Here is a 25,055-nt window from a genome sequence, read left to right on the forward strand (position 1 = left end):
CAAGCTGGAATAGCTCAGTCGGTAGAGCACTTCACTCGTAATGAAGGGGTCGTGAGTTCGAGTCTCATTTCCAGCTTGCTGAGAAAGAGCTGAAACCTGAATGATCTTCTGGGTTTTGGCTCTTTGATTTACAAGGAATGACATGTACCGCAGATGTTTATGGAGGATAACGAGAAATGATGATCCTGTCCCATCCCGCTCCCGGCTTTTTCGAAAAGAAAATCGAAAAAGAAACCGCAGCACGTGTTGCGGCTTTTTTACGTGGCCTTGGACTGGATGTGGAGAACACCGGCTCTACCGGTGTGCGCGCTGACTGGATGGAGCAGGACGGACCTGGCTTATTTCTTGTTGAAAAAAAGGAAGAGTCTTTAGGAGTTCCATTGGAGGCACTTCCCATATATGGCGATTATATATATACGGAAACCACGCATAGACTGACGCTACAACCAGCGTCGCATTGGCATTGCCGATGATAAAGCAAAATTGCTTTGTCTGTTGGGTTCCGTATCTTTTTTTGCCTTTTTTAAAACCATGATCAAAAGAAGAAGGGGGAAACTGATGAAAGAAATTTCTCTGGAATTAAAGAATATAAAGAAGAGCTTCACAGATGAGGAAGGTGTATTAGAAGGTATCAGCCTTGCGATCGGAAAAGGGGAATTTATTACACTGCTGGGTTCATCCGGCTGCGGAAAGACCACCACGCTGCGCATTATAGCAGGACTGGAAACACCGGATTCTGGAAGCGTTTATCTGGATGGCAGGGATGTGACCGGATTGGAACCGAACCAGCGGGATGTGAATACGGTTTTTCAGAATTATGCGCTTTTTCCTCATATGAATGTGGCTGAAAATGTGGGATACGGCCTTAAGCTGGACAAAGTTCCAAAGAATGAGATCAAAAAGAAGGTCAGCGAAATGCTGGAGCTTGTCCAGCTATCCGGGTTTGAGAAGCGAAAGCCTTCAGAGCTTTCCGGCGGTCAGAGACAGCGTGTCGCGATTGCCCGGGCTCTGGTAAAAAATCCAAAGGTCCTCCTTCTCGATGAACCCTTGGGAGCCCTGGATCTGCAGCTTCGCCGAACTATGCAGCTTGAACTGAAGCGCCTGCAGAAAAAGCTGGGCATTACCTTTGTCTATATCACTCACGACCAGGAGGAGGCAATCAATATGTCTGACAGGATCGCAGTGATGAACAACGGCCGTTTTGAGCAGATCGGCACGCCGGATGAGATCTACAATCATCCGAAGACAAGCTACGTGGCAACCTTTGTGGGAAATGCGAATATCCTGACCGGGATCGTGGAGCACACAGAAGGGACACAGGCACTGATCAAGACAAGCGGTGGAAATGTGCTGGCTGAGACAGGAGATGAGCGGCTGCAGCCGGGAGAAAAGGTGACACTGGCTGTCCGAAGCGAAAACCTTATGCTCAATGAATCCTGTGCAGGAACGGCGTCCTACATGCTGGACGCTGCGGTAAAAGAAAAGAATTTTGCCGGAGGACAGCTTCGGGTACTTCTGGAGCTTCCTGACGGGACAGAGATCACAGCCAGCCGCTACGGAATTGATGCGGATGTGGAAGTGGGGCAGAAGGTCTGTCTGAGATTTCTTCCCAAGAATGCAGTGCTGGTAGACCGGGAGGAGAGCAATGAGTAGAGCAGGGCGCGCAGGCAAGGCGCGCCGTCCGGCATCACGTTCTGTATGGATGATACTTCCGCTGTATATTTTTACCCTGATTTTTGTGGCATGTCCGCTTTTATACATGGTGGCATTAAGCTTTGCCACACCGGGAGAGGTACACGGCGTAGATTGGATCTTTACCTTGGATAATTATAAAAAGATCCTGGAACCGGTGTATTTAAATACCTTTATCCAATCCTTTAAGCTGGCACTGACCAGCACGCTGCTCATTGGGCTGATCGGCTATCCCTTTGGCTATTTTATGGCAAAGCTGCCCGAGAAGCGCAAGAAAAAAGCTATGCTGCTTTTAATGCTGCCTTTCTGGGTGAATTCCCTGATTCGTCTTTACGGCTGGATCATCATTCTACAGAAAAAGGGATTGATGAATTTTATTTTAGAGAAGCTGGGGATTATCGAAAAGCCGCTGAAACTGTTATACAGCTATCCGGCGATCGTGATCGGAATGGTTTACGTGCTTCTGCCTTTTATGATCTTTTCCGTATATTCCAGTGCGGAAAAGCTGGACTGGTCGCTGGTGGAGGCATCCCGTGACCTGGGTGCCACAAAAGCACAGGCGTTCTGGAGCATAAGCTTCAAGCTGACGATTCCGGGGCTTTTGTCGGGAATCATACTGACCTTTATTCCATCCATGGGTCTGTTCTTTATTGCAGATATTCTGGGCGGAAACAAGATCGTACTGGTGGGAAGCCTGATCCAGGAGCAGATGACAAGAGGAAGCAACTGGCCCTTTGCGGCAGCTCTTGCTGTGGTGATGATGCTGCTCACCACGATCATGATCGTCTTTTACCGTAAGGTCACAAATGCCAAAGAACTGGAGGGAATCTGATGAAAAAGAATTCAAAATTTGCCAATTTTTATCTGGGACTGATCTTTTTTCTCATGTACCTTCCCATTGGTGTGGTGATCGTATTTTCCTTTAATGAGTCAAAGCTTCCGGTAAGGTTTACCGGCTTTTCCCTGCGCTGGTATGAGCAGCTTGCCGGGGACAGCGCTATGCTGGAGGCGCTTATAAACAGTCTGATCCTGGCGGTTTTGAGCTGCCTTGTTTCTGCGATCATCGGAACGCTGGGAGCAGTGGGGCTTTCCAGGATCCACTGGAAGACAAAGGGAGTTATGGAATATATTTCCATCCTTCCCCTGATGATCCCGGAAATCATTCTGGGTATGGTCCTGATGGCGTTTTTTTACATGCTGAGCCTGCCTTTCGGTATGCTGACGCTGTTGATCGGGCACACCGTTTTCTGCGTTCCCTATATTTTAATGGAGGTAAAAGCCAGGCTGGTGGGAATGGATCCCTCTCTGGAAGAGGCAGCCCGGGATCTGGGAGCATCCTCACTCCGGGCATTTTGGGACATTACCCTGCCTCTTGTTATGCCGGCAGTGATCTCAGGCAGTCTTTTAGCCTTTGCAATGTCCATGGATGATGTGGTCATCAGTATTTTTATCAATGGTCCAAGGCTGTCCACTCTGCCTATAAAGGTATACACCCAGATGAAGACCGGTGTCACACCGGAGATCAATGCCCTTTGTACCATTATGCTGGCGGTTACGCTTCTGGTGTTGGTATTGTATTCCCTGGTGGGAAGATGGCGGAAAAAGAACAGGTAATCACACGGAGGAGGAGATAAGTATGAATAAACTGATTGAGCTGAAAAATCTGACAAAAAACTTTGATGATCAGCAGGTTTTGCGGGGCATTAACCTGGATATTTATGAAAAAGAGTTTTTGACACTTTTAGGCCCAAGCGGCTGCGGGAAAACAACAACCCTGCGTATTATTGCCGGGTTTGACGAGCCAAGCGGCGGGGAAGTCCTTTTCAATGGGATCGAGATCGCCAAGCTGCCTCCATACAAAAGAGAGGTTAATACGGTTTTCCAGAAATATGCTCTTTTTCCCCATCTGAACGTGGCGGAAAATATTGGCTTCGGACTGAGCCTGAAAAAGATGGATAAGGATGTCATTGCCCAGAAGGTGGCGAAAATGCTGAAAATGGTGGGACTTGAGGGATTTGAAAAAAGAGATGTGACCCTGCTTTCCGGCGGACAGCAGCAGCGTGTTGCAATTGCCCGGGCGCTTGTAAACGAACCCAAGGTGCTGCTTCTGGATGAGCCTTTAGGCGCTTTGGATGCAAAAATACGAAAGCAGATGCAGATTGAGCTGAAAAAGATCCAGCAGGAGGTGGGGATCACCTTCATTTATGTAACTCATGATCAGGAGGAGGCTCTTTCCATGTCTGATACCGTGGTTGTTATGAATAATGGGGAAATCCAGCAGATCGGTACCCCTACAGACATCTATAATGAGCCGGAAAACCGTTTTGTAGCAGGCTTTATCGGAGAATCTAACATTATTGAGGGTGTGATGATCCGGGATTATCTTGTGGAATTCGATGGATTTCAGTTTGAGTGCGTGGACAAAGGCTTTGAGGACAGGGAGGAGATCGAAGTGGTACTCCGGCCGGAGGATTTGGATATCGTGGATCCTGAGGATGCAAAAATAAAGGGTGTTGTGCGCAATATTACCTTCAAGGGCGTTCATTATGAAATCCTTGTTGAGACAGAGCTGCGCACTTACAAGGTTCAGACAACAGACTACGCGGAAGTGGGACGCGAGGTAGGACTGAAATTCGGACCGGAAGATATTCATGTTATGTGTAAAATGGGAGCATACTGATGAAACAGTTTAAGCGGTTAATCATTCCATATCTGATCTGGGCTGTCGTGATCCTTGTAATCCCACTGATCCTGATTGCCCTGTATGCCTTTACAAAAGAAGGAAATGAAGTTCTGACCTTTAGTTTTACCTGGGGGAATTTTGCTAAATTCCTGGAGGCTACATATTTAAATGTTATTGTGAAATCCTTTAAGCTGGGAATTCTCTGTACCTTGATCTGCCTGGTGCTGGGATATCCCCTGGCGTATATCATTGCAAAATGCCCGGAGAAAGTCCAGAGCACGCTGATCCTTCTGGTGACCATTCCTATGTGGATCAACATGCTTCTGCGCACCTATGCGTGGATGAATCTTTTGGCAGACAATGGAATTATCAATCACATGCTGGCAAATTTGGGCATTTCTCCGGTGACTATGATGTATACGGATTTTTCTGTTATGCTGGGCCTGGTGTGCAACTTTATGCCCTTTATGATCATTCCGATCCACACCTCTCTGAGCAAGATGGATAAATCTTTGATCGAGGCGGCATATGATCTTGGAGCAAATAAATTCCAGACCTTCTGGAAGGTGGTCTGGAAGCTGTCGCTTCCGGGAGTGGTAAACGGTATTATGATGGTATTTCTTCTTGCAATTTCTTCCTTCGTAATTCCGAAGCTGCTGGGAGGCGGACAGTACATGCTGATCGGTAACCTGATTGAATCCCAGTTCATTTCCGTGGGTGACTGGAATTTTGGAAGCGCAATTTCGCTGATCCTTGCCGTGCTCATCCTGATCTTCATGGGACTGATGAAACGGCTGGACAAACAGGACGAATAGGAGGCGGAAAGAATGAAGCAAAAGAAAAATTTACTTTCCAGATTTTATGTAGTTCTCTGCCTAGTGTTTTTTTACCTTCCGATTTTGGTGACCATGATCTTTTCCTTTAATTCATCTAAATCGTTGACAAGATTTACAGGATTTTCCATGAGGTGGTATAACGAGCTTCTTCATAATACGGAAGTGAGCAAGGCTGTGTATGTGTCTCTTACGGTGGCAATTCTTGCTACAGTGATCTCTACCGTGATCGGAACCATAACAGCCATCGGGTTGTCAAAATCCCGGAAGGTGATAAAGGAGCTGCTGCTGAACATTAATAACCTTCCGATTTTGAATCCGGATATTGTGACAGCCATTGGCCTGATGCTTTTATTTTCCTCCATTGGATTCCGGAAGGGGTATCTGACCATGCTGCTGGCGCACATTGCCTTTTGCACGCCGTATGTGATCACAAGTGTTTACCCAAAGGTAAGAAGCCTGGATCCCAACCTGGCAAACGCTGCCATGGATCTGGGTGCCACACCCTTTCAGGCACTGACAAAGGTAATTGTGCCCATGATAAAGGAAGGGGTTTTCGCAGGTGCGCTGCTTGCATTTACCATGTCATTTGACGATTTTGTGATTTCCTACTTTGTATCAGGAAATGGGGTAAAGAACATTTCCATAGTGGTCTATAATATGACAAAGAGGATCAATCCTACCATCAATGCACTTTCTACCATCGTGATCCTGGTAATTGCGCTGGTGTTGGTTTTATCAAATGTTTTGCCGAGACTGATGGAAAAGTATTCCGGAAGGATCAGCAAAAAGCTTCAGAGAACCGTTTCCCTGATCCTGATCGTGGTTGTGGGAGCAGGTCTGGTACGGTGGGGGTATGCTGCGGAAGCGAACCATATTCTGAAAGTCTACAATGCGGGAGAGTATATGGACCTTGATCTGCTTGAGCAGTTTGAGGAAGAATATAATTGTACGGTCGTGTATGAAACCTTTGAGTCAAATGAAATGATGTATACGAAGCTTTCCGGCGGAGAGTCATATGATGTGCTGATTCCTTCCGATTATATGATCGAGCGCCTGATCAAGGAGGAATACCTTCAGTACCTTGACTGGGATCTGATCCCAAACAGCAAGAATCTTTTGAAAGAAGTAAGAAATAAGAGCTATGATTCAGGCAGCAGGTACTCCTGTCCGTATTTCTGGGGAACCGTAGGAATCCTTTATGATACCACTGTGGTGGATGAGGAAGATCTGGAGGATGGCTGGGAGCTTTTGAGAAATCCAAAGTATAAAGGAAATATTTACATGTATGACTCTGAGAGAGACTCCTTTATGATCGCGTTGAAGGCACTGGGCTATTCCATGAATACGACCAATGAACAGGAAATCCAGGAGGCTTATCAGTGGCTCATCGATCAGAGAAATACCATGGAGCCCATTTATGCGGGAGATGACGTGATCGACAATATGATTTCCGGAAATAAGGCGATAGCAGTGGTATATTCGGGAGATGCTTCCTATATTATAAGTGAGAATCCAAACCTGGATTACCTGACTCCAAAGCAGGGTACCAATGTGTGGTATGATGCCATGGTCATTACAAAAGATTGTAACGAGGTGGAGCTGGCACACAAATTTATAAATTTTATGATTGATGAGCAATCGGCTCTTTCCAACACGCAGGAAGTAGGGTATACTTCTACTGTAAGGAGTGCATACGATGCCATGATAGAAGCGGATTATGCAGGCATTTCCTCTTACATCCCGGATTATGATAACCCAAACAGTGAGATATTCCGGTATCAGCAGCCAAAGATCAAGCAGAAATATGCAGAGCTGTGGACAAAGATCAAGGCGGAGTGAAAAGTAGCAGAGCTGTAAAGCGAAGCGAAAAATAAATTAACAATAAAAGGAGAGATTATTATGAAGAAAAAGGTATTAGCAGGCGTTTTATGTGCAGCAGCGATGGCAGCAGTTTCTATGCCGGTATACGCAGACGATTCCGAGCTGGTTCTCTATACATGGGAAGGGATGTTCCCACAGGAGGTCCTGGACGGTTTTGAGGACGAGACAGGAATCAAAATTGTATATTCCAATTTTGATACGGACGAAACGATGCTGGAGAAAGTTTCCATGGCAAAGGGCGGAGACTACGATGTGGTGATCGCAGATGACTATATTTTGGAAAAGGTTATTCAGGAAGGCCTTGCTGAGAAGCTGGACAAAGAAAAGCTTTCCAACTTTGAAAATATCAATCCACTGTATCAGGGCCAGTTCTATGATCCGACCGACGAATATATCGTACCATACGGAGCCGGAATCCCTCTGATCGTATATGACCCGGAGGAGGTAGATCTGGATATTAAGGGGTATAGTGACCTTTGGGATGAGTCTTTGGAGGACAGCATTGCCCTTACTGCAAATTATAGGGTTATCAATGGTATTACAAACCTGGCTCTTGGAAAGAGCATGAACGAGGAGGATATAGACTCCATAAAGGAAACAGGAGAAAAGCTTCTTGAGCTGGCACCGAATGTGCGTATGATCCAGGATGATAATACTCAGGATGCTCTGTTAAACGGCGAAGCATCTGTAGCATTTTTATACACTTCCCAGGTAACCGCTGTTTTGGCTGAGAATCCTGACTTGAAGGTGGTTTATCCGGAAGAGGGCCTTGGCTTTGGTATCATGGGAATGTTTATCCCAAGCGAGGCACCGAATAAGGATGGCGCATATCAGTTTGTAAATTACATCCTGCAGCCGGAGGTTGCTGCACAGTGCTTTGATTTCATCGGCTACTACTGCACAAACAAGGCGGCAGATGACCAGGTAAATCCTGATCTTGTAGTGCCGGACAGCGTAACAAAGGGTGAGATCGTCCAGAATATCAGTGCAGAAGCAGACGAGCAGTATAATAAAAACTGGACGGAGTTTAAAGCAGCTTGTGACTGATCTTAAAACTTGTCTGTAAAAAAGACTTCTGGAAAAGAAAAGTTGGGGGTAAAGAAGATGGAGATTTATAAAGGTACATCAACCTTTGCAGGAATTGCCATCGGTAAAATACGCTATTATCACAAAGGCGAATATCAGGTACGCCAGAATTTAGTAAGCAATGTAAAAAAGGAACTGGGAGATTTCAATGAAGCCAGGCTCAAGGTGCTGCAAAAGCTGAAGAGATTGTATGAAGAAAATTCAAAGCTTTCGGAAAAGGAGGCCAGTGCGTTCCTGGAGCAGGCCAGACTTTTGGAAACCGGAAGCTTTCAGCGAGCAGTGGAGAGCATGATTTCGGCAGAAAAAGTCAATGCAGCTTATGCGGTGATGACGACCAGGGACGAGCTTTCTAATACTTTCCGGAATCTGGAAGAGCCTTCTATCCGCAGACGCATTTCCAATGTGCAGGAGATTTCAGGCCGTCTCATCGATGAGCTGGGAGGTGTGGAGCCCCGGATCAATCTGGGAAAGGACCCTGTGATCTTAGCGGCAGAGGTGCTTACCCCCACAGAAATCATGGAGATGGATAAGGAAAAGCTCCTGGCTATGGTGACCCACCAGGGCTCGGAAATTTCCCATACCGCAATCCAGGCAAAGACCATGGGAATCCCGTCCGTTTTCGGCATTGTGCCGGAGGATGAATGGGATGGATGTATGGCAATAGTAGACGGGTATACAGGAATCCTTTATCTTCATCCTGACAGCGAGATGGTGAAAGAATACGAAATCCGTCTCAGGGCTGATCAGGAGGAGAAAGAGGAGTTATTAAAGCTAAAGGCGGAGAAGGACAGAACTGTTGACGGAAAGGATGTCGGGATATACGCTAATATCGGTAACCTGGATGACCTGAACAGTGTGATCTATTACGGTGCAACAGGGATCGGACTTCTCAGAAGTGAATTCCAATACCTGGGAAGGGAGAATTATCCCAGGGAGAACGAGCTTTTTATGGCTTACCGAAAAGTAGCGGAAACAATGGGAGAGCGTCCTGCGGTTATCCGTACTGTAGATCTGGGCGCGGACAAGCAGGCTCCCTATCTGGATATTCCTCAGGAGACAAATCCTATTATGGGAAACAGGGGAATCCGTCTCTGCCTTGACAGAAAGATGATGTTTAAGGCGCAGCTTCGGGCTATTTACCGGGCAAGTGCTTATGGAAATCTTGAGATGATGTATCCCATGATTTCTTCTGAAGAAGAAATGGATGAGATAGAAGCAATCGTCGAGGAGGTAAAAGCCGGGCTACGCAAAAAGGAGATTCCGTTCAAAGACATTCGGGTGGGAATCATGATCGAGACACCTGCGGCGGTGATGATCAGTCGGGAGCTTGCAAAAAGAGTTGACTTTTTAAGCCTGGGAACTAACGACCTAAGTCAGTATACTTTGGCGATGGACCGTCAGAATCCGCTTTTGAGAAATAAATATAATGATCATCATCCGGCTGTTTTGAGAATGATCGAAATGGTTATTCATGCTGGACATCAGGAAGGCTGCCAGGTATGTATCTGCGGAGAGCTTGCGGCAGATACGAAGCTTACGGAAACCTTCCTTCGAATGGGCGTGGATTCTCTGTCAGTGGTGCCGGCGTGTATCCTTCCGGTGCGGAAGGCTCTCAGGGCTGTGGATCTCAGCAAGGCACCTTGTGCACGGAAATAAGGAGAAATATGGAAAAAAGCAGAGTGATTTTACTTCCCTGTGAAGACTACGAGGAAGAAAAGGTATACAATCTGATGAAAGAGGGGCTGGATCTACTAGGAGGAATTTCCAGGCTGATTGGAAAAGAAGAAAAAATTCTCTTAAAGCCCAATCTCTTGAAAAAAGCAGAGATAGAAAAGGCGGTTATCACACATCCTGTTGTGGTGGGCGCCTTTGCCCGTATTCTGAGAGAAGAAGGGTATGAGAATATTGTACTCGCAGATTCCTGCGGAAACGGGACGACAAAAAAGGTTATAAAAGGGACTGGGATGGATGCTTACCTGGAAAAATATGGGATTGAAGCCATTGATTTTTCAGAAGGAGTGCATGTGGAGTATCCGGAAGGAAAGCAGGCAAAGGAATTTGTGATGCCGAAAGAGCTTCTGGAGGCTGATTGCGTGATCTCCCTTTCCAAGATGAAGACCCATGCGCTGGAGCGTATTACGGGAGCAGTAAAAAACAGCTATGGATTTGTATATGGAAGGAACAAGGCAATCGGACATACAAAATATCCAAGTGCAGACAGCTTTGCCAGAATGCTGATCGATTTGAATCAGTATGTAAAGCCGAGACTTTATGTGATGGACGGCATTGTGGCTATGGAGGGAAACGGTCCCGGAGCCGGGGATCCTGTTCCTATGAAGGTGATGCTGATGTCAACAGACCCGGTGGCTCTGGACAGCGTGTTTGCGAGACTTGTCCATTTAAAGCCGCAGCTTGTGCCGACTAATTACCACGGGGAGAAAATGGGGCTGGGGAACAGTGATGAAGCGAATATCCAGGTGCTTTTACCGGATGGCTGTGAGATGTCCGTGGAGGATGCCGTAATGGAATACGGAAATCCCTACTTTAACGTGGACAGAACCGAAATCAGGCATAATATCTGGACCCGTATGGCAAAGGCCTTAAATATTTTCCAGAAGAAGCCCTATATTGATGGGGAAAAGTGTATCCGTTGCGGAATCTGCGTAAGAAGCTGCCCCGTTCCGGAGAAAGCAGTGGATTTCCGAAACGGAAAGGAAAATCCACCTGTGTATGATTACAAAAAATGTATCCGCTGCTTCTGCTGCCAGGAAATGTGCCCGGAGAAGGCGATCAAGGTCAAATAAGGCGAAGGGCAGAAGCAGCGTGCTTCATTTCTGCGAGTAACAAGCCAAGCGGACATGCTTGCATGTCCATTTGGGGAGTGCTGCGCGCAGCGCGGAAATCGGATCCCCTGCAGTTTAATGCAGGGGATTCGATCCGTTTCGGGAGTTTTCGGAGCTATAAATGTCATGACGCAAGAATGCTGGTGATTTCCTGCACCTGAGAAAGCGAAATAGAGCACTCCTGCGCGATCATCCCGTCCGGTATGTTTTGGGATTTCAGCTTTAAGACATTTTGGACCAGTTGAATGCCCAGTTGAATGCCCTTCTGAATACCACGTTCTTCACCTGCTTTTATCATGTCATCAATTGCTTTGCACATACTAACCGCTCCTTTCTTTTTGAGGGTTGGAGCTTCAATCTCATCTAAATTAGACATCACGCGGATGAGATCGAAAGCATCCTGATTCAGATTTTCAAATTCTTGTTGGTGTGAGTTCATGTAGTTATGTAGATTATCCATATTTTCACAGTTCTGCAGAAAACCGAAAACGAAACCGTTCCTTATCCTCAAAGTATTCATTGGAAAGAATATCCTTTTCCGCCATGAAACCTCCTTCCTGTCCAGAGGCAAGGCGAAGCTGCGTATGGATGCTTTGAATAAAGAACAATCTGTACTAACTATATTATACAGAAGGATCGAATACTGCGCAACCATAAATATGACTCTGAACATTATTTTGAGAAAATTTAGTCGAATGACCATTTGAATTTTGAAAAAATTTGATAGGCATAAGCAAGAGATATGGGGTGATATAAATCAACAACTCCATCACTGGCAACGGAGTTGTTGACTTGTATTTCTGAGATATAAACACCTTATCATACAACGTACAATACTGCAAGGAGTTTATAAAGATTTAAGAATCATGCCAGACCTAATAATGCAGCCGTTTCCCGGATAAACTCCGGAGTAGTTCCGCAGCAGCCGCCTATGAGGGTAGCTCCTGCCTGGACGAGAGCCTGCATATGACGGGCAAAATCCTTTGCGTTCATGTTATAAATAGCCTGGCCTTTGTCATCAATAACAGGCATACCGGCATTTGGCTTGGCGATAACTGGAATAGATACATTTTCTTTAATGTTTCGGATGACAGATACAAGCTGATCCGGTCCAACAGAGCAGTTGACGCCTACGGCATCGGCGCCTGCCGCCTCCAGGGAAACAGCGGCTTCAATGGCATTTCCGCCGCTGAAGATACTTCCGTCCGCCTCTACAGTCATGGAACACATAACAGGCAGATCACATACACTTGAGGCAGCATCTACGGCAGCAAGAGTCTCTTCTATATTAATCATGGTTTCTGCCACGATCAGGTCAACGCCTGCGTCAGCCAAAATACGAATCTGCTCCTGATATGTCTCAAAAGCTTTTTCATAAGTCATTTCTCCTGCCGGAGCCATCATTTTACCGCTGGTAGTGATATCACCTGCTACAAAAGCAGCATTCACGGCAACCTCTCTGGCGTAACTTACCAGAGTCCGGTTAATATCCTCAATGTCTTTCTCAAGTCTGTGCATGGTGAGATTTACGCGGTTTCCGCCGAAAGTAGGAGCATAAATAATCTTGCTTCCGGCCTGAATATAATCTCTTTGAAGCTTCTGAATCACTTCTTTATGTGCAATGACCCATTTTTCCGTACAGATACCCTTTGGCATTCCGGCTGCCATGAGATTGGATCCGGTAGCGCCGTCCAGAAGTACGGTAGATTGGGTCAGTTGGCGAAATTCTTCTTTTGTCATGGCGAGTCTCCTTTGATTATAATGATATTTTGCATTATAGCACGATTTTACTTGATTTTCTACTAAGGTGCGTATAAAATAAGGATTGTTTACCAATCTTTAATAGCTTAAGAAAAGGAGTAGAAAATGAGTCGAAGGAGAAGAAAAGACTGGATACCAGGGCTGATCATTACAGCAGTGGTACTGGTAATTGCTCTCATATTTATGGGACTTTTAGCACTGACAAAAATGATTCCCAATATTTTTATGTTGATCATTGGAATCGTACTTGCAGTTTTGATAATCTTAGCAGCATTTTTAACCCACAGAACCCGGTATATCGCAAGGTTTACGGGAGGAGTTCTGCTATCGTTTTTACTGGTGGCTGTTTTAGTCATGGGAAGTCTTTATGTGAACAAGACCCGGACCGCATTGAGCAATATTTCCGGCGTAAATACCGAGGTAACACAGATTTCAGTGTATGTGCGGAGCGATGATCCGGCAGATTCCGTGGAGGCTACAGCAGGCTATTCTTATGGAATCCTGCAGTCACTGGACCGTGAAAATACGGATGGAGCTGTGGAACATTTAAAGAGCCAGTTCGGTACGGACGTTCAGACAATCGAATATGCGGGCCTGACAGAGTTAGCGGATGGACTTTTAAATGGAGAAGCGGGAGCTGCTCTTTTGAACCAGGGTTATCTGCAGGTTTTGGAAGAGATCGACGGCTATACTGATATTGAGTCAAAGATTAAAGAAGTAGGTTCTGTTGAAGTAGAAACGGAAATCGAAAGCAGCACTGAGACACCTGCAGCGCCGACTATCACGGCAAATGGGGGCAAGGTTTATACAGTTTATATCAGCGGTATTGACAACAGAGGTGCACTGGTTACAAAGAGCCGAAGCGATGTAAACATTATTGCAACGGTGAATACGGATACCCACCAGGTTCTGCTGGTTTCCACACCGAGAGATTATTTTGTTCCCCTGTCCATTTCCGGGGGACAGCCGGACAAGCTGACCCATGCGGGCATTTATGGCATTGATGTATGTATGGATACACTGGGAATGCTGTATGATATTGATATCAATTATTACTTCCGCGTGAACTTCGGCGGTTTTGTGGAGATTATCGATGCGCTGGGGGGAATTACCGTAAATTCCGATTATGATTTTGATTCCGGAAATATTACAGGATATCATTTCAATAAAGGTGAGAACTATGTAAACGGTGAGCAGGCCCTTGTATTTGCCAGGGAGCGTTACGCTTTCCAGGAAGGTGACCGTCAGAGGGGAAGAAATCAGATGGCTGTTATCCAGGGTGTAGCCAATAAGGTTTTATCACCGGAGATTCTTACAAGCTACTCCTCTGTGCTTTCCAGCCTGGACGGATGCTTTGGAACAAACATTTCCTATGAGGAGATTGCAGATCTTCTTCAAAAACAGCTCACCAAAGGCGGAAGCTGGAACATTGTAAGCTACAGCGTAGACGGAACAGGAGATAACCAAAAGCCTTATTCCATGAGCCAGACTGCTTATGTTATGGTTCCGGATTATACTACTGTGGAGAAAGCGAAATCTCTCATGCAGGCAGTCCGTGACGGACAGGTTATTACACAGGCGGACGCGGATGCCGGGGCTTCTACAGCAGAGACAGTGCCGGCCGCTGATACGGCTCCAGCCGATGGAACGGTGCAGGCACAGTAGAGTGCTGCTAACTGAATAATGATTTGACAAAAAATTAAATCCAGACATTCTAAACAAAATTTAGAGTGCCTGGATTTTTTGCGTCCGAATAAAATATAAAAATGGTGGAATACTGTAAATGTCGCATTATTCTAGTAATGCGACTCCCTTGCTAAAATGGTCCGGCTCCGCGTATTCGGAGACCTGACCATTTTTGTTACCATTTATTTTGGATTTTGACTAGAGTTGATTGTCCATAAGTTGATTCATATATTTACGCTTCGTATCAGAACAAATATGAACATAAAGATCCAGAGTAGTGCGTACAGATGTGTGCCCTAAAATTTCAGAAAGAGATTTTGTGTCAAAACCCTGTTCCACCCATCGACAGGAAAACTGATGTCTCAATGAATGTATTTTCAAGGGCGGAATTTGACATTCTTTCAGTAAAGCAGAATATTTGCGCTGGATAATACGGGGTTCCATACACTTAGATGTCCCGGTCAAAATATAAGTATCCTTTTCACCTGCTAACCTTTGACCAAGCTCGAGAAGTTTATCAGGAATAGGGATTTCACGATGTGAATTTGCCGTTTTCGGGGAATCTATATATAAAATCGTTTTTGCTATCTTATGTGTAACCGGATCTGGTATCTGGTCCAGGTTCTTGATTCGGATAACTGTACGGCAGATGCGGAGCTTTTTTCTGCTAAAGTCGAAATCTTCCCAGCGGAGACCGCTAAGCTCTCCCACACGAATACCTGTATTCATACAAAGAAGGATTCCATAATTAAATCTGTCCAGGTGCTGAATTAAGTATTCCTCCAGAATCTGATAATCCTCTATATCCATTATTTTTATATCATTGTTTATTACAGTCAGATGTGGGTATTTTATAGGCTCAGCAGTGCTCAGCCCCTCTGACTGTGCGAAATTCAAAACATTTCTTAAAACGCTTAACGTTACATGAATAGTTCCATTTGATAATCCCTGCTCCTTCTTTTTTTGAATCAGATACCAGATTGTTTTGTTGGTGATATTTCTTACAGGGGTAGAACCGATTTCGGAAAGTATCTGATTTTCCAAAATAGCTTCGTAGTTGGAAAAAGTACTGTCTTTTACTGTATGACGAATCTGGAACTTCCACCATTGCGATACAGTGTGGAATGTAGCGCTGGGAGCAAGGCAACATACACCGCCGTACAGTGCAGTTTCAGCTTGAGTTTCAGAAAGCTTGCATATTTTTTTCTGCTTTACTTCACGATAGGTTCTGCCATACAAATAGCCGTACCGGATTTTTCCATTTATATCCCTGGCTTTAACGTAACGTGCTTCCCATCGTCCGTCTTTTCGTTTACGAATATTCTCACCTTTTCTGGACATAGTTACCTCCTTATAAATCACGATTTTAGTACCATTTTTTTGACCACTTATACATTATATAGTACATTTTGTGCTGCTGAAGAAATGAATAAATAAATATCCAGGTTGGAATTAATTCTAGTAAATTATGACAAACACGGTATAAATGAAGATTCTTTATTGACTTCCACCTCATTTCGCTGTAAACTATAAACCGACAAGCAGAAAAAGTACCTAAATTATCGGTTTTCTGCTTATCGCATTACTAGAATAATATGACAAGCTGAGAAAGAAAGCAAAAGTATTATGAAAACAGGATACAGCATTCGGACGTGGCGAATGAGACTTTTTTGCCCGGAACCCTCATGGCTTGAAAAGACACAGGAGTATTTCAGAAATGTGGTTGACTTTTATTATGGTCTCCTGTGCAGACATGAAGAATTATGGAACAGCAGCCTTTTTGAGATTCAACGGGAGCTGGAGTTGCTAACTCTGGCAGGGCGGGAGAAAAGACAGCCGGAATGTCCGTTGCCCTTTGGAAAGGTTCCTGTTTATTTTCGACGCTCTGCGATAAATAAAGCAGCTGCTGTCGTAAAAAGCACTGTTGCGGGAATTCACAAAGCAGACAGTGGCAAGACAGAAGCTTTTCCGGAAGGAATTGATGCCAATGTAACCTTTTTTAAAGGCATGTACAGCGACCTTACTTCAGAAGAGGTGCAGTTAAAGCTTTGGAATGGGGAAAAATGGGTGTGGATTTCCTGTCAGTTGAAAGGAAGGGCTTTTCCGATGGATGGACAGCCTCTTTCCCCAACCCTGGTAAAGGAAGGCAAATGGTACATGCTTCACATTCCTGTGCGTCAGGAAAACAGCGATGCCCGTACTGCTAAGGAGCGTATGGCCGCCGGGGAGCGAATCTGCAGCGTCCGCTTTACGAATACGGATATATTTGCCATGTGCTGTGTTCTGGATGGGGAAGGGCAGCAGATTGCTGTGCATGCCTGCCGGGGAGGAGATGAGTATCGTCACCGCTGCCGACAGCTTATGGAAAAAATCGAACAGTCCCGTGTATATACGGATCACGATGATTCCCTTCAGCCCAATAAAAAATACTTTGTACATCTGAGAAATCTGTCTCAACATTACGGACACCAGGTGAGCCGGGAAATTGTAGATTTTTGCCTGAAGGAGAGGGCGGGAATCATAGTGCTTCCCGACTACAGTCAGGACTTTTCCAGAATGTCCATGTTAAAAAGCGGGAACTTTTCACCGCTGCATCTGAGCAACCGGATTCGCAGCTTTCTGCAGTACAAGGCATGGGCGAAGGGGATTCTGGTGCTGGAACTTCGAACTGACGGAACGGTCGGAAAATGCGCCGTTTGCGGCGGAAAGATCCGAAAAAGCGGAAAACAGTTTATCTGTGAAAACGGCCATCAGGGCAATCGCTTTTTGAACGATGCGAAAAACCTTGGCTTAAAATGCCAGGAAAGCTTCCGGAGAAACAGGGAAAAGTAAATGACATAAGCAGCATGTTTCATGCTCTTATATAAATACCGGGAAACCGGTGAGAGGGTGTGCACCAGAGGTGCGTACTTTCCGGTCGAATATCGCCGGGCGGCCCATGGAGGCGTCGCCGAAGAACCGCACCTTAGGGAGCGGGGTATATTCAAAGTTATAAAAATGATAAAGGAAAGTTGATTTATTATGTTACGGAATTTAGGGAAAGAAGTAAGAAATTCAGGTAGCAGTAATGGCAATGGAAGACGGTCATTGAAACGCTTTGAACACTGGCAGTTAATTGCACTCTATCTAATCATATATGATATTCTTGCGGTCAATGCTTCGTATTTTCTGGCACTGTGGTTCCGATTTGACTGCACATATTCGATGATTCCGGCGCAGTATTTTTCAGCTTATCTGAAATTTGCACCATTCTATACTGCTTTTTCTATTTTTGTATTTTGGGCATTACGCCTGTACAACAGTGTATGGAGATTTGCTAGCTACAGCGAGCTACTTCGTACCGGCTTTGCAACAGTGATCACATCCATATTCCATATTATAGGAATCACCTTGGCATTTGGTAGAATGCCATCTTCCTACTTCCTGTTTGGAATGATTATTCAATTTGGATTGGTTGTAGGCGTGCGCTTTTCTTACCGTTTTATCCTGTTGGAAAGAAGCCGCCGGGAAAAGAGTGAGAGTCAGGGAATGATTCATCATGTGATGCTGATCGGTGCCGGAGCCGCAGGTCAGATGATCCTAAAAGACATCGAGCGGGCTTACGAAACAAAAGCGAAGGTTTACTGCATTATCGATGATAACCCTAACAAATGGGGACGTTACATAGAAGGAATTCCGGTTGTGGGAGGTCGTGATGACATCCTGGTAAATGCGGAGAAATATAAGATTGATCAGATTTTTCTGGCAATACCCAGTGCCAGCGCACAAGAGCAGAGGGATATTCTGAATATCTGCAAAGAAACGCGATGTGAAATGAAAATCCTGCCAGGAATGTACCAGCTTGTGACGGGAGAGGTTTCCGTAAGCAAGATGAAGGATGTGGCTGTGGAGGATCTTCTGGGAAGAGAACCGATTAAGGTCAACATGGATGAAATCTATGATTACCTGAGCGGAAAGACAATTCTGGTGACCGGCGGAGGCGGTTCGATCGGAAGCGAGCTGTGCCGACAGATCGCGGGACACCAGCCAAAGCAGTTGATTATTTTCGATGTTTATGAGAACAATGCATACGATATTGAGCAGGAGTTGAAAGGAAAATATCCCGGTCTGAATTTGGTGGTGCTGATCGGATCAGTGCGTGACAGCCGCAGGATCAGCAGCGTTTTTGAGACATATAAGCCGGATATTGTTTATCATGCGGCGGCGCACAAGCACGTTCCGCTGATGGAGACGAGTCCCTGCGAGGCGATCAAGAATAATGTGATGGGCACATATAAAACCGCATATGCGGCTTTGAAAAACGGGTGCCAGAGATTTGTCCTCATCAGTACCGACAAAGCGGTGAACCCGACAAACATCATGGGCGCCAGCAAGCGTCTCTGCGAGATGGTGATACAGTCCGTGGACATGATCAGCAAGCAGGACCGGGAGGATCTGCTGCCGCTTCTGGGAAGACATTATGAGGACAGCGAGGAGACAGAGCAGTTATCGGAGCACTTTGCTGCTTCTAAGAATGCGTCAGGCAGATCACGCCGGACAGAATTTGTGGCGGTCCGTTTCGGAAATGTATTGGGCAGCAACGGTTCTGTGATCCCTCTTTTCAAAAAGCAGATTGCCAAAGGCGGTCCGGTCACTGTGACCCATCCGGACATTATCCGTTATTTCATGACCATTCCGGAGGCGGTGAGCCTGGTGCTCCAGGCTGGGACATATGCCAAAGGAGGAGAGATTTTCGTCCTGGATATGGGCGCCCCGGTAAAGATCGACACCCTTGCCAGAAACCTGATCAAGCTGTCCGGGTATAAGCCGGACGTGGATATCAAGATTGAGTATACGGGTCTGCGCCCCGGGGAGAAGCTGTATGAGGAAAAACTGATGGCGGAGGAAGGACTTACCAAGACCCAGAACGATCTGATACATATTGGCAGACCGATTCCGTTTGATGTCGAGAAGTTCCTGGGGCAGTTGGAGACGCTGGCAGAGTTTAGTTACAGCAACAGCGGGCATATTTGTGAGCTTGTGAAAGAAATCGTGCCCACGTACCATCCGGCGGAGGCGGATCTGAAGATGCATGGGAAGGTGTATGAGGAATTGCTGCAGGAGGCGGCGGTGACAAATCAGGCGGGATAGTCAGATACCTTGCAGCAAGCTATGGGGTTCTGATTGTCGGGGGTATTCGCTAAATGCGTGTGCGAGCGCCTGCGTCCGCTATGGAAAACAGATTCATCAATCACAGAGGAGTAAAACACAATGGATAAGGAAAAATACCTGGCAGATCCACGGTTTAAAGGGATTGAGCCATTTAAGGATAAAGTATGGCTTTCCTCCCCGACCATGCATGGGGAAGAACTGAAATATATGACGGAAGCCTTTGAGACAAACTGGATGTCTACCGTGGGAGAAAACATTAACGCAGTAGAGCTAATGACGGCTGAGGAGAGATACTGTGATATTCATGAAATGTGGACAGATGGTTCTTGAAATCTTTCTTGATCCTAAGCATCCGGAACATGTAACAGAACCGGAAGATTATGGATTAAGGCACATTGCTTTTTTTAGTGGAGAAATTAGATGAGGCTGTCAAGGTTGTTAAATGTGAGCCCATTAGAACTGATTGGTTCGGAAGAAGATTCACATTTACAAAGGATCCGGATAGACAACCGATTGAATTAATAGGGAGAAAGCCAGATATCGGAGCAGCTAAGTATAACACAGAAGATGAATGGGTACAGGAGTACAAGGAGCAGTTTAGTACTGAGCTGAGCTTTATGTAGCATATAGTATACGGCTTTGTGCGCAGCACTCAGTAGGAGAAATATAAGAGGAGAACAGGGAGTCATGTCTATTGACAAGAAAAAAATCATAGGGATTTCTGCAGCTGTTTTAGGAGCTGCATTTGTGGGCATGAGTATTCTTGCCAGAAAGAAAAAACCATCCTCTATCTATGAAGATGATAAAGAACATAAAAATCCGTTTGAGGGTAAGAAGGTGGTTCTTATTAAGGATGAGAATGATAAAGAAAATGCGGATGGAGTAAAAGGACATCTTGAGGCTATCGGAGAGGTAGATTACAATCCGGGGTTTTATGAGAAACACGTTAAGAGAGTTATTGATGTGGTTCTGTCATTTGGTGGGCTTGTTACGTTATCTCCCTTTTTTACCATCATTGCACTTGCTATAAAGATAGAAGATCCGGGTCCGGTGCTGTTCACGCAGAAGCGAGTGGGGCAGAATAAGAGATATTTCAAATTACATAAATTCCGCTCCATGAAGATGAGTACACCACACGATGTGCCGACTCATCAGCTGGAGAATCCGGAGCAATACATAACAAAAGTTGGGAAGTTCCTGCGTGCTCATAGTCTGGATGAACTGCCGCAGATTTGGGATATCTTCATTGGAAATATGTCGGTAATTGGTCCCAGGCCGGGTCTCTGGAATCAGGATCTTTTAACTGCTGAGAGAGACAAGTATGGTGCTAACGATGTGAAGCCTGGGCTTACTGGTTGGGCGCAGATTAACGGCAGGGATGAACTTGAGATTCTTGATAAGGCGAAGCTAGATGGAGAATATGTTAAGAAGATGGGTCTTGGGATGGATATCAAATGTTTTCTGGGAAGTATCCATGTATTTGGAAAAGATGAGTCTGTGGTTGAAGGCGGAACTGGGGAAATGAAGAAAAAAAATGTTGGACGCCATTATACAGATGGAAAAAGTGATGATGAGCTGATAGGACATATCGGATTCGGTGAACCTGTCGAGGCTGATAAGGATGGTCATAAGCGAGTACTGATAACTGGTGTCGATTCATATATTGGAGAATCGTTCCGAGCGTATGCCGTAGAGTATTATCCTGATAATTTTACGATTGATGCTGTGGATATGATAGATTCGGCATGGAGAGATATGGACTTCTCACCATATGATGTGGTTTTCCATGTAGCTGGTATAGCCCATGCTGATGTAGGAAATGTGTCTGATGAGGTGAAGGAAAAGTACTATGCCGTTAACACTGATCTTGCTATAGAGACAGCTAACAAGGCGAAGGCAGATGGAGTTAAACAGTTTGTTTTCATGTCTTCAGCGATTGTTTATGGAGATTCGGCTCCTTATGGAAAGCGGAAGAGGATTACGGCTGATACAAAACCGAAACCTGCAAATTTCTATGGAGATAGCAAGTGGCAGGCTGACAAAGGTGTTAGGAAACTGGCGGATAACAGCTTTATTGTAACTGTTCTCAGACCACCGATGATCTACGGCAAGAACAGTAAGGGTAATTATCCTACGCTTGCTAAGATGGCAAAGAAGCTGTCTATTTTCCCGGATGTGCAGAATGAGAGGTCGATGCTTTACATAGAAAACCTCTGTGAGTTCCTATGTCAGGTAATGATAAGAGGAGAAAGTGGTATCTTCTGGCCTCAGAATGCTGAATATACCAGGACTTCGGAACTGGTAAAAATCATCGGGGAGGTAAGTGGACATAATGTAAGGGTTTCAAAAAGATGGAATTGGGTTGTTGGTCTGGCATCACGCATTCCGGGCAAGGTTTCAGGGCTGGCAAATAAGGCATTTGGCAATATGATCTATGAACAGAACATGAGCCAGTATGATTTCAAATATCAGAAAGTTTCATTAAAAGAAAGTATTAAGAGGACGGAAGGCTAATGGCGGAACAAAAAAAAGCATTGCAGCTTGCATCAGTTGCTTCAATGATAGATCAATTTAATATTCCGAACATCCAGATTCTTCTTGATTTAGGTTATAAGGTAGATGTTGTAGCAGATTTCACACATCCAGGAACTATTACAAACGAAAGAGCAGAAGATTTGAAAAGTCGCCTCAACGATATGGGAGTTCGTGTGATTGATATAGCAATACCACGATCGCTAAATCCAAGGGCTGTCATGTCTGCGTACAAACAAGTTAAAAAACTAATTACATCTGAACACTACAACCTCATACATTGTCACAGTCCTATTGGTGGAGTTATCTGTAGACAAGCAGCTAAGAGTGAAAGAAAGAATGGAACCAAGGTTGTTTATACAGCCCACGGTTTCCATTTTTATGACGGAGCACCGCTTAAGAACTGGATGATTTTTTATCCGATAGAGAAATATTTCTCCCGCTGCACCGATGTATTGATTACAATTAACAAGGAAGACTATAAGAGAGCATCGGAGAAGTTCAAAGCCAGAAAGGTTGTCTATATTCCAGGTGTGGGTGTGGATACCGAGAAGTTCGCTGTATGCAAAGTGGATAAAAGAACTAAACGTTCAGAATTGGGAGTGAAGGATTCAGACTTCATCCTACTGTCGGTAGGTGAACTTTCAGAACGCAAGAATCAGAAGGTTATCATCGATGCTCTTCATATGATAAAAGAAGAGGGGAATATCGATGATATCGTATACCTTGCTGTAGGCAAGGGTGATCAGGAGGAAGAGTTCAGAAGATTGATTAGGGAGTATGGACTGGATGCTCACATCAAACTTCTAGGTTTCCGTGCAGATGTTGATGAACTGTGTGAGATTGTTGATTGTTTTGTACATCCGAGTATCCGAGAGGGATTGGGAATAGCACCCCTTGAAGCGATGGCTGCAGGACTACCACTGATATCAGCGAATGTGAATGGTATTAAGGATTACACAGAAGATGGTGTGTCTGGATACTGTATAGATCCGACTAACGTTGATGCGATGGTGAAAGCTATCAAATATATGCATGACGATGAAATCTTCCGAAATAACTGTGCCTCGAATAACTTTAAAACAGCAAAGGCCTTCGATATAAGGCACACTGACGAAATTATGTCTGAAGTATATCGGGGGGGGGTATAGACATCTCTTAAGCATTGCAGTTCGTCAGGAGAAAAGAGAAGAACTTGGTCTGGGATTATCAGACTTTGTGGTCATCTCTATAGGGGAACTCAATGACAATAAGAACCACAGAGTTATTATCGAAGCATTAGCTGATGTTCCTGATGCCAAGTATGTGATTGTAGGAAAAGGAAATCTTGACGAACAGCTGAGAAAGTTAGCTGTTGAACACGGAGTCTCTAATCGTGTTATTCTGACAGGTTTCCGTACTGATGTAAGAGACTTGCTATGGATGTCTGATTGTTTCGCATTTCCCAGTAAGAGGGAAGGGCTTGGGATTGCGGCATTGGAAGGAATGTCCGCAGGACTTCCGGTCATCGGTCATGACATTGGAGGTATTAGGGACTTTGTTATAGATGGGGAGACCGGATGGCTGTGTGGAGATGATAATGATTACAAACAAAAACTAAGATTTACAAAAGAAGAGGGCGATTTATTCAGAATGTCATTCTTGTGTAAAAGAAAAGCGGAGCATTTCTCTGTTTCAACTTCAAGCAGAATTATGGAGAAAGAGTATTTGGAGATAGATAGTCAATGAAAGTATTACACTATATTTATGGCCTGAATATAGGCGGGGCGGAGTCCTTTTTACTAAATTTTTTAAACTCAGTTCATACTGTAGATTGCATTTTTGATTTTTGCATTCAGTCTAACACTATTGAGAATAAAGATTTAGAAAAAGCAATAATCCGGAAGCATGGTCGTATCCATTATATTGCTCCATATAATAAAAGGCCTTTAAAAAATAAAAATGATTTCAAAAGATTGATTCAAGAATGCCATTATGATGTGGTTCACTTTCACCTAAATTCTCTTTTAAATCTTTCGCCAATTGTTATTTGCGTTAAAGAGGGAATCAAAGTGATTGTTCATTCTCACAATTCAAAATCAAATGGAGGACTGCTTGGAAATGCCCTTCACCGTATCAATAAGAATAGAATCAGGAAGCTTGATATAGGAAGACTCTCCTGTGGAGTTGAAGCGGGAGAATGGTTTTTTGGGGATGAAAAGTATTGCATAATAAATAATGGGATTATTTCAGAAAAGTTTAAATATAATAACCACATAAGAAAAATAATAAGAGAACTGTATAAAATTCCCTCCGAAGGTACGGTCATAGGTCACGTTGGAAGATTCTCAGAGCAGAAAAACCACAAGTTCATTGTTGATGTGTTTTATAAGTATCATATAAACAATAAAAACTCTTTCCTTATGTTAATTGGCGATGGAGAGAGGAAAGATGATATCCTTGAAAGAGTTAAGAAAAAGGGGTTAGATAAAAGTGTTATTTTCTGCGGAAACGTTGACAATGTAAATGAGTGCTTGGCTTCTATGGATGTTATGTTGTTCCCTTCTCTTTACGAAGGACTGCCATTTACATTGATAGAGGCTCAAGCTGCAGGTGTACCAATTCTTGCTTCCGATGTTATATCAAAAAACGTAAGCATTACCAATTTGATTACATTCAAATCATTAAATGACGGTCCAGAGTCTTGGTCTACTGCATTAATGAATTCAATAAAAAAATCAGAAGAACAAGAGAGAGTACAATATTCTGAAATTGTTAAGGATACAGAATATGATAGTGAGCAGACGGCTATTAAGTTGATGAAGTATTATAGGGGATTGTAATTAATGAGATTAAAGGATTGCCGACATTTTCTGCGTGGTTAGAGAAAATAGATGAATTTGGATTTTTCAAGGATACAATAAA

Annotated in this window: 22 protein-coding genes, 1 tRNA gene and 1 pseudogene; 21 read left to right on the top strand and 3 right to left on the bottom strand. The window is 44.5% G+C overall.

Features of this window, described 5'->3' with window-relative positions; all coding sequences use genetic code 11:
* Window positions 1–3: 3 nt before the first annotated feature.
* The 11 genes from ACESZH_RS10230 to ACESZH_RS10280 all read left to right on the top strand — a co-directional run bounded on the left by ACESZH_RS10230 (window position 4) and on the right by ACESZH_RS10280 (window position 10,982).
* Window positions 4–76 (top strand) — tRNA-Thr (locus ACESZH_RS10230).
* 100 nt (window positions 77–176) lie between these two features.
* On the top strand, window positions 177–473 hold the full coding sequence (locus ACESZH_RS10235) for a hypothetical protein (protein ID WP_373215148.1): 297 nt from the start codon (window positions 177–179) through the stop codon (window positions 471–473).
* 85 nt (window positions 474–558) lie between these two features.
* Window positions 559–1,653, top strand: a complete 1,095-nt coding sequence (locus tag ACESZH_RS10240) for an ABC transporter ATP-binding protein (protein ID WP_373215146.1) — start codon at window positions 559–561, stop codon at window positions 1,651–1,653.
* Window positions 1,646–2,524, top strand: a complete 879-nt coding sequence (locus tag ACESZH_RS10245) for an ABC transporter permease (protein WP_373215144.1) — start codon at window positions 1,646–1,648, stop codon at window positions 2,522–2,524. Before ACESZH_RS10240 ends, ACESZH_RS10245 begins: the two co-directional genes overlap by 8 nt.
* Entirely contained in the window at window positions 2,524–3,306 is a 783-nt protein-coding gene (locus ACESZH_RS10250) for an ABC transporter permease (protein ID WP_373215142.1), read from the top strand. Before ACESZH_RS10245 ends, ACESZH_RS10250 begins: the two co-directional genes overlap by 1 nt.
* Before the next feature lie 22 nt (window positions 3,307–3,328).
* Window positions 3,329–4,372 carry a spermidine/putrescine ABC transporter ATP-binding protein gene (gene potA / locus ACESZH_RS10255; RefSeq protein ID WP_373215139.1) on the top strand — a complete coding sequence of 348 codons (1,044 nt, stop codon included), beginning with the start codon at window positions 3,329–3,331 and terminating at the stop codon, window positions 4,370–4,372.
* Entirely contained in the window at window positions 4,372–5,190 is an 819-nt protein-coding gene (locus ACESZH_RS10260) for an ABC transporter permease (RefSeq protein WP_373215137.1), read from the top strand. Before potA ends, ACESZH_RS10260 begins: the two co-directional genes overlap by 1 nt.
* Before the next feature lie 12 nt (window positions 5,191–5,202).
* Window positions 5,203–7,050, top strand: a complete 1,848-nt coding sequence (locus ACESZH_RS10265) for an extracellular solute-binding protein (RefSeq protein WP_373215134.1) — start codon at window positions 5,203–5,205, stop codon at window positions 7,048–7,050.
* Window positions 7,051–7,110: 60 nt separating this feature from the next.
* Window positions 7,111–8,139 carry a PotD/PotF family extracellular solute-binding protein gene (locus tag ACESZH_RS10270; RefSeq protein WP_373215131.1) on the top strand — a complete coding sequence of 343 codons (1,029 nt, stop codon included), beginning with the start codon at window positions 7,111–7,113 and terminating at the stop codon, window positions 8,137–8,139.
* A gap of 57 nt (window positions 8,140–8,196) precedes the next feature.
* Complete coding sequence (ptsP, locus tag ACESZH_RS10275; protein ID WP_373215128.1) at window positions 8,197–9,834, top strand: phosphoenolpyruvate--protein phosphotransferase; 1,638 nt, start codon at window positions 8,197–8,199, stop codon at window positions 9,832–9,834.
* Between the two features lie 8 nt (window positions 9,835–9,842).
* Window positions 9,843–10,982, top strand: a complete 1,140-nt coding sequence (locus tag ACESZH_RS10280) for a DUF362 domain-containing protein (protein WP_373215125.1) — start codon at window positions 9,843–9,845, stop codon at window positions 10,980–10,982.
* 163 nt (window positions 10,983–11,145) lie between these two features.
* Here ACESZH_RS10280 and ACESZH_RS10285 read toward each other — a convergent pair whose 3' ends face one another.
* Both ACESZH_RS10285 and ACESZH_RS10290 read right to left on the bottom strand, forming a co-directional pair.
* Window positions 11,146–11,541 (bottom strand): hypothetical protein, encoded by a 396-nt coding sequence (locus tag ACESZH_RS10285; RefSeq protein ID WP_373215123.1) that lies wholly within the window; start codon window positions 11,539–11,541, stop codon window positions 11,146–11,148.
* Window positions 11,542–11,885: 344 nt separating this feature from the next.
* On the bottom strand, window positions 11,886–12,761 hold the full coding sequence (locus tag ACESZH_RS10290; RefSeq protein WP_373215121.1) for a homocysteine S-methyltransferase family protein: 876 nt from the start codon (window positions 12,759–12,761) through the stop codon (window positions 11,886–11,888).
* A gap of 126 nt (window positions 12,762–12,887) precedes the next feature.
* Here ACESZH_RS10290 and ACESZH_RS10295 point away from each other — a divergent pair, with 126 nt between their 5' ends.
* Entirely contained in the window at window positions 12,888–14,447 is a 1,560-nt protein-coding gene (locus ACESZH_RS10295; RefSeq protein ID WP_373215118.1) for an LCP family protein, read from the top strand.
* Between the two features lie 219 nt (window positions 14,448–14,666).
* Here ACESZH_RS10295 and ACESZH_RS10300 read toward each other — a convergent pair whose 3' ends face one another.
* Complete coding sequence (locus tag ACESZH_RS10300) at window positions 14,667–15,809, bottom strand: tyrosine-type recombinase/integrase (protein WP_373215116.1); 1,143 nt, start codon at window positions 15,807–15,809, stop codon at window positions 14,667–14,669.
* A 318-nt stretch (window positions 15,810–16,127) separates the two neighbouring features.
* Between ACESZH_RS10300 and ACESZH_RS10305 the strand changes: the two genes are divergently transcribed.
* The 9 genes and pseudogenes from ACESZH_RS10305 to ACESZH_RS10345 all read left to right on the top strand — a co-directional run bounded on the left by ACESZH_RS10305 (window position 16,128) and on the right by ACESZH_RS10345 (window position 24,973).
* Complete coding sequence (locus ACESZH_RS10305) at window positions 16,128–17,300, top strand: zinc ribbon domain-containing protein (RefSeq protein ID WP_373215114.1); 1,173 nt, start codon at window positions 16,128–16,130, stop codon at window positions 17,298–17,300.
* Window positions 17,301–17,672: 372 nt separating this feature from the next.
* Window positions 17,673–18,284, top strand: a pseudogene (locus ACESZH_RS10310) (nucleoside-diphosphate sugar epimerase/dehydratase); the annotation flags it as partial.
* A gap of 108 nt (window positions 18,285–18,392) precedes the next feature.
* Window positions 18,393–19,598 (top strand): UDP-N-acetylglucosamine 4,6-dehydratase family protein, encoded by a 1,206-nt coding sequence (locus ACESZH_RS10315; RefSeq protein ID WP_373219906.1) that lies wholly within the window; start codon window positions 18,393–18,395, stop codon window positions 19,596–19,598.
* Between the two features lie 120 nt (window positions 19,599–19,718).
* Window positions 19,719–19,949, top strand: a complete 231-nt coding sequence (locus tag ACESZH_RS10320; protein ID WP_373215112.1) for a hypothetical protein — start codon at window positions 19,719–19,721, stop codon at window positions 19,947–19,949.
* A gap of 65 nt (window positions 19,950–20,014) precedes the next feature.
* Complete coding sequence (locus tag ACESZH_RS10325; protein ID WP_373215110.1) at window positions 20,015–20,242, top strand: hypothetical protein; 228 nt, start codon at window positions 20,015–20,017, stop codon at window positions 20,240–20,242.
* Between the two features lie 64 nt (window positions 20,243–20,306).
* Complete coding sequence (locus ACESZH_RS10330) at window positions 20,307–22,133, top strand: sugar transferase (RefSeq protein ID WP_373215108.1); 1,827 nt, start codon at window positions 20,307–20,309, stop codon at window positions 22,131–22,133.
* Window positions 22,133–23,302: a glycosyltransferase family 4 protein gene (locus tag ACESZH_RS10335; protein WP_373215106.1), complete on the top strand. Its 1,170-nt coding sequence runs from the start codon at window positions 22,133–22,135 to the stop codon at window positions 23,300–23,302. Before ACESZH_RS10330 ends, ACESZH_RS10335 begins: the two co-directional genes overlap by 1 nt.
* A 13-nt stretch (window positions 23,303–23,315) precedes the next feature.
* Entirely contained in the window at window positions 23,316–23,879 is a 564-nt protein-coding gene (locus ACESZH_RS10340) for a glycosyltransferase (protein ID WP_373219908.1), read from the top strand.
* Window positions 23,876–24,973 (top strand): glycosyltransferase, encoded by a 1,098-nt coding sequence (locus ACESZH_RS10345; RefSeq protein ID WP_373215103.1) that lies wholly within the window; start codon window positions 23,876–23,878, stop codon window positions 24,971–24,973. The genes ACESZH_RS10340 and ACESZH_RS10345 overlap by 4 nt, the downstream gene beginning before the upstream one ends.
* The last annotated feature ends 82 nt before the right edge of the window (window positions 24,974–25,055 follow it).

Origin of the sequence: Ruminococcus sp. 5_1_39BFAA (genome assembly GCF_964240875.1) — a bacterium.
Taxonomy (GTDB): domain Bacteria; phylum Bacillota; class Clostridia; order Lachnospirales; family Lachnospiraceae; genus Blautia_A.

Bases quoted from the DNA above. Each gene is read 5' to 3' on its own strand.
- ACESZH_RS10315 (WP_373219906.1), top strand. From the start codon at position 18,393: ATGGATGAAATCTATGATTACCTGAGCGGAAAGACAATTCTGGTGACC.
- ACESZH_RS10330 (WP_373215108.1), top strand. From the start codon at position 20,307: ATGTCTATTGACAAGAAAAAAATCATAGGGATTTCTGCAGCTGTTTTA.
- ACESZH_RS10235 (WP_373215148.1), top strand. From the start codon at position 177: ATGATGATCCTGTCCCATCCCGCTCCCGGCTTTTTCGAAAAGAAAATC.
- ACESZH_RS10245 (WP_373215144.1), top strand. From the start codon at position 1,646: ATGAGTAGAGCAGGGCGCGCAGGCAAGGCGCGCCGTCCGGCATCACGT.
- ACESZH_RS10335 (WP_373215106.1), top strand. From the start codon at position 22,133: ATGGCGGAACAAAAAAAAGCATTGCAGCTTGCATCAGTTGCTTCAATG.
- ACESZH_RS10320 (WP_373215112.1), top strand. From the start codon at position 19,719: ATGGATAAGGAAAAATACCTGGCAGATCCACGGTTTAAAGGGATTGAG.
- ACESZH_RS10260 (WP_373215137.1), top strand. From the start codon at position 4,372: ATGAAACAGTTTAAGCGGTTAATCATTCCATATCTGATCTGGGCTGTC.
- ACESZH_RS10295 (WP_373215118.1), top strand. From the start codon at position 12,888: ATGAGTCGAAGGAGAAGAAAAGACTGGATACCAGGGCTGATCATTACA.
- ACESZH_RS10300 (WP_373215116.1), bottom strand. From the start codon at position 15,809: ATGTCCAGAAAAGGTGAGAATATTCGTAAACGAAAAGACGGACGATGG.
- ACESZH_RS10285 (WP_373215123.1), bottom strand. From the start codon at position 11,541: ATGAATACTTTGAGGATAAGGAACGGTTTCGTTTTCGGTTTTCTGCAG.
- ACESZH_RS10265 (WP_373215134.1), top strand. From the start codon at position 5,203: ATGAAGCAAAAGAAAAATTTACTTTCCAGATTTTATGTAGTTCTCTGC.
- ACESZH_RS10240 (WP_373215146.1), top strand. From the start codon at position 559: ATGAAAGAAATTTCTCTGGAATTAAAGAATATAAAGAAGAGCTTCACA.
- potA (WP_373215139.1), top strand. From the start codon at position 3,329: ATGAATAAACTGATTGAGCTGAAAAATCTGACAAAAAACTTTGATGAT.
- ACESZH_RS10250 (WP_373215142.1), top strand. From the start codon at position 2,524: ATGAAAAAGAATTCAAAATTTGCCAATTTTTATCTGGGACTGATCTTT.
- ACESZH_RS10290 (WP_373215121.1), bottom strand. From the start codon at position 12,761: ATGACAAAAGAAGAATTTCGCCAACTGACCCAATCTACCGTACTTCTG.
- ACESZH_RS10280 (WP_373215125.1), top strand. From the start codon at position 9,843: ATGGAAAAAAGCAGAGTGATTTTACTTCCCTGTGAAGACTACGAGGAA.
- ACESZH_RS10270 (WP_373215131.1), top strand. From the start codon at position 7,111: ATGAAGAAAAAGGTATTAGCAGGCGTTTTATGTGCAGCAGCGATGGCA.
- ptsP (WP_373215128.1), top strand. From the start codon at position 8,197: ATGGAGATTTATAAAGGTACATCAACCTTTGCAGGAATTGCCATCGGT.
- ACESZH_RS10305 (WP_373215114.1), top strand. From the start codon at position 16,128: ATGAGACTTTTTTGCCCGGAACCCTCATGGCTTGAAAAGACACAGGAG.
- ACESZH_RS10345 (WP_373215103.1), top strand. From the start codon at position 23,876: ATGAAAGTATTACACTATATTTATGGCCTGAATATAGGCGGGGCGGAG.